We start from the raw sequence: 5,015 nt of genomic DNA, 5'->3' as shown, positions 1-5,015 counted from the left end.
CGCTGGGCGGGCACGTCGCCCGCTGGGTCGCCGGACGCGGCGCCGAGCACGTGCTGCTCACCAGCCGCCGCGGGGACCAGGCGCCAGGAGCGCACGAGCTCAAGGCAGAGCTCGAAGCGTTGGGCGCCAGGGTCACCATCGCCGCCTGCGACGCGTCGGATCGGCAGAGTCTGAAGGCGGTGATCGACACCGTGCCGGACCTGCGCGCCGTCGTGCACGCGGCCGGCATCGTCGAGGGCAACGCGCCGATCACCGCGCTCGGCATCGACCAGCTGGACCGGTTGCTCAAAGCCAAGATGACGTCGGCCTGGCTGCTGCACGAGCTGACGAGCGACCTGGACGCGTTCATCCTGTTCTCGTCCGGTGCGGCGAGCTGGGGCAGTGGCGCGCAACCCGCCTACGCCGCTTCCAACGCCTACCTCGACGGACTGGCGCACTTCCGCAGGGCACAGGGACTCAAAGCCACCTCGATCGCCTGGGGTGCCTGGGCGGACTCCGGAATGGCGTCGGAGAACGAGGAAGGCGCCGAGCAGCTGCGCAGGCGCGGCGTCCACACGATGAAACCGGACCTCGCGATCACCGCGCTGCACCAGGCGGTCGAGGACGATCACACGTCGCTGACGATCACCAACATGGACTGGGAGAAGTTCGCGCCGAGCTTCACGGCGTCGAGGCCGAGCCCGTTGCTGATGGGCATCCCCTCGGTCCAGAAGGTGTTGGAGGAGCCGGAAACGACAGATTCCGGGCTCAAGGAGCGGCTGCTGGCGTTGCCGGAAGCAGAACGCACACGGACGTTGCTCGACCTCGTCCGCACAGAGGCCGCGGCGACACTCGGTTTCGAGAGCGCGGAGGCGTTCGGGCCCACCAGGGCGTTCCGCGACGTCGGCTTCGACTCGGTGACCGCGGTGGACCTGCGCAACCGGCTCAAGGCGGTCACCGGCGTGGCGTTGCCCGCGACGCTGGTGTTCGACCACCCGACGCCCACCGCGCTGGCCCGGTTCATCCGCACCGAGCTGCTCGGCGAGGCCGTCTCGAACGGCAACGACCCGGACGCGCCCATTCGCGAAGCGCTGGCGGCGATCCCGATCAGCCGCCTGCGCCAGGCCGGTCTGCTGGACCTCGTGCTGCAACTTGGTCAGGACAGTGGGGAAAACAACAGCGCCGGAGATGTTGTGCTTGCAGCCGAGGCGGAATCGATCGACGACATGGACGGCGAAGCCCTCCTGCGTCTGGCGATCGGGGACGCCATGGACTAGCGGGCGATCCGAGAAGGAAGCGCGATGACCACCTCTGCTAACCAGTACGTCGAGGCTCTGCGGTCGTCACTGAAGGAGATCGACCGGCTGCGCAAGCAGAACCAGCAGCTGATCGCGGCAGCGGTGGAACCGATCGCGATCGTGGGCATCGGGTGCCGGTACCCAGGCGGGGTGACGTCGCCGGAGGACCTCTGGCAGGTCGTCGCCGAAGGCAGGGACGTGATCGGCGGGTTCCCCTCCGATCGCGGCTGGGACGTTTCCGAGCTCGACACCGCCACGATCGAAGGTGGCTTCCTCGAAGACCCGGCGTCGTTCGACGCCGGGTTCTTCGGCATCTCGCCCCGTGAAGCCGTCGTCATGGACCCGCAGCAGCGCCTGCTCCTGGAGACCTCCTGGGAGGCGCTGGAACGGGCCGGCGTGAACGCGCAGTCCTTGCGCGGCACCAGGACCGGCGTGTTCATGGGCACGACCTCGCAGGACTACGCCGACCTGCTCTCGCGCTCGGGCGAGGACGTCGGCCTCTACGCCACGACCGCGTTCGCCGCCTCTGTGCTGTCCGGCCGCATCTCGTACCTGCTCGGGTTGGAAGGCCCGGCCGTCACCGTCGACACCGCCTGCTCGTCGTCGTTGGTGGCGCTGCACCTCGCTTCCTCCGCCTTGCGTGCCGGTGAGTGCGACCTGGCATTGGCCGGTGGTGTCGCGGTCATGACAACGCCCGCCGGGTTCGCCGCCTTCACCTCGCAGGGCGGGCTCGCCGGGAACGGGCGCTGCAAGGCGTTCTCCGACGACGCGGACGGCACCGGCTGGTCCGAGGGCGTCGGTGTGCTCGTGCTGAAACGGCTTTCCGACGTGCAGCGCGCCGGAGACAAGATCCTCGCCGTGGTCCGCGGGTCCGCCGTCAACCAGGACGGCGCCTCGAACGGCCTCACCGCGCCGAACGGCCCGTCGCAGCAGCGCGTCATCCGACAGGCCCTGCAGAACGGCGGCCTCGCACCGTCCGATGTGGACGCCGTCGAGGCGCACGGCACCGGCACGACGCTGGGCGACCCGATCGAGGCGCAGGCGATTCTCTCGGTGTACGGCCAGGACCGCGCCGAGCCGCTCTACCTCGGGTCGGTCAAGTCCAACATCGGTCACCCGCAGGGCGCCGCAGGCGTCGCCGGTGTGATCAAGGTCGTGATGGCGCTGCAGAACGGCCTGCTGCCCAGGACTTTGCACCTCGGCACACCCTCGACTCAGGTCGACTGGACCAAGGGCAACGTCTCGCTGCTGCACGACGCGCGGCCGTGGCCGTCGGTCGACCGCCCGCTGCGTGCTGGTGTGTCCGCGTTCGGTGTCTCGGGCACGAACGCGCACGTGATCCTTGAGCAGGCTCCGGCTCTGGTCGTTGAGGCCGCCTCTTCTCCGGAATCTGTTCCTGCTGTGCTGCCGTGGGTTCTGTCCGGTCGCACGCCGGCCGCGTTGGAGGAGCAGCGGGATCGGCTGCAGTCGGTCGTGGATGCCCTGTCGCCGCTCGACATCGCGTTCACGCTCGCGACCGCGCGGGCGTCGTTCGAGCAGCGGGCCGTGGTGCTGCCGGACGGTACGGAGCTCGCTCGTGGGGTGGCTGCCGAAGAGAGCACGCTCGCGTTCCTGTTCTCCGGTCAGGGATCGCAGCGCCTCGGGATGGGTCGTGAGCTCCACGGCCGGTTCCCTGTCTTCGCCTCCGCTTTCGACGAGGCGCTCGCGCACCTCGACCCGTCGTTGCGCTCGGTCATGTGGGGCGACGACGCGGCTGTTCTGGAGCAGACGCGCTACACGCAGCCCGCTCTGTTCGCCTTCGAAGTCGCCATGTTCCGGCTGCTGGAGTCGTTCGGCCTGGTGCCGGAGCAGGTGGCCGGCCACTCGATCGGCGAGATTGCGGCCGCCCACGTCGCCGGGGTGCTGTCCCTCGAGGACGCGTGCACCTTGGTGACCGCGCGCGCCACGCTGATGCAGGCGCTCCCTGCCGGCGGCGTGATGATCGCTCTGCAGGCCGCGGAAGAAGAGGTTCTGCCTCACCTCACCGACGGCGTCTCCATCGCCGCCGTCAACGGTCCGCGCTCCATCGTCATCGCGGGTGTTGAACAAGAGGCTCGTAGGATCGTTGAACAATTCAACGACCGGAAGGTTCGGCAACTCACCGTTTCGCACGCCTTTCACTCGCCGCTGATGGAGCCGATGCTGGAGGACTTCCGCGCGGCCATCTCCGGTATTTCGTTCAACAATCCCTCAATCCCCATGGTGGTTCGTGGGATCGTTGAACAATCCAACACGGGGATTGTCCAACAACCCGAGTACTGGGTCCGGCACGTCCGCGACGCCGTGCGCTTCCACGACACCGTGGCCGCGATGGGGGACAAGACCTTCGTCGAAGTCGGCCCGGACGGCGTGCTCGCCGCGATGGTCGACGACGCGGTGCCGACCACGCGCAAGGACCGCGGCGAGGAGCTGGCGTTCGTGACGGCGTTGGCGCGCCTGCACGTCGCGGGCGTCCCGGTCGACTGGGCGAAGCTGTTCGAGGGCTCCGGGGCTCAGCGGGTTGATCTGCCGACGTACGCGTTCCAGCGGCAGCGGTTCTGGCCGCGCCCGAAGACGCAGTCCGGTGACGTGCGTGGCGCCGGCCTCGGTTCGGTCGGGCACCCGTTGCTCGGCGCGGCCGTGGAGCTGGCGGGGTCGGCCGGGCACCTGTTCACGTCGCGGCTGTCGCTCGCGACGCATCCGTGGCTCGCGGATCACGTGGTGATGGGGCGGGTTCTTTTCGCCGGCACCGCGTTCCTGGAGCTCGCCGTCCGGGCGGCGGACGAGGTCGGCTGCGATCGTGTCGAGGAACTGACGCTCGCAGCGCCCCTGGTGCTGACGCCGGACGCCGCCGTTCAGGTGCAGGTTTCCGTTGGTGCCGCGGATTCCGCCGGTCGTCGTTCGGTGGCGATCTTCTCACGGGCCGAGGGTTCTGTTGACGCGCCTTGGCTTCAGCACGCTTCCGGTGTGCTCGGGCAGGGTGTCAGTGCAGTGTCGTTCGACGGTTCGGTGTGGCCGCCCGCGGGTGCCGAGGCCGTCGACATCACCGGGTCGTACGAGCGCTTCACCGACATGGGCTTCGACTACGGCCCGGTTTTCCAGGGCCTGCAGGCGGTGTGGCGTGGCGGCGACGGCGTCGTCTACGCCGAGGTGTCGCTGCCGGAGGGCGTGGACGGCTCGTCGTTCGGACTGCACCCGGCGCTGCTGGACGCCGGTATGCACGCCGCCGGTTTCGGTGATCTCGGTTCGATCAGCCGGGGTGGGTTGCCGTTCTCCTGGCAGGGCGTCTCGTTGCACGCTTCGGGCGCTTCCGCGGTGCGGGTGCGGCTGTTGCGCGGCGAGGACGGCTCAATGGAGATCGCCGTCGCGGATGCCACCGGTGCTCTGGTCGCGTCCGTTGAGGCTCTGCAGACGCGGCCCGTTCCCGTTGACGAGCTGAGTTCCGGGGCCGAGCGCGACTCGTTGTTCCGCATCGAGTGGACACCCGTCGAGCTGCCGGTCGGGTTCGCCGAGCAGACCGTCGCGGTGCTCGGGCCTGATGTGCTGTCGCTGGCCGCAGGCCCGGTCGTGGACTCGTTCACGGACGCCGACCTGACGCTGGTTCCTGTTGTCGGCACGGATGTTCGCGAGACGTGCTCGCAGGTGCTGGCCTTGATCCAGGAGTTCGTGACGCGGCCTGCGGGGCGGCTGGCGTTCGTGACGCGCGGTGCCGTCGACGCG

At 69.3% G+C, this 5,015-nt stretch carries 2 protein-coding genes; both read left to right on the top strand.

Annotated elements, in window-relative coordinates:
• Window positions 1-1,256 (top strand): beta-ketoacyl reductase (locus FXN61_RS47180; protein ID WP_167980302.1); only part of this gene is annotated, 1,256 nt, incomplete at its 5' end.
• Window positions 1,257-1,280: 24 nt separating this feature from the next.
• Window positions 1,281-5,015: type I polyketide synthase (locus FXN61_RS47175; protein WP_167980301.1), on the top strand; the 3,735-nt coding region annotated here is incomplete at its 3' end.

This window comes from Lentzea indica (assembly GCF_012184385.1).
GTDB lineage: Bacteria > Actinomycetota > Actinomycetes > Mycobacteriales > Pseudonocardiaceae > Lentzea > Lentzea indica.
This window is presented reverse-complemented; position numbering and strand designations above follow the sequence as displayed.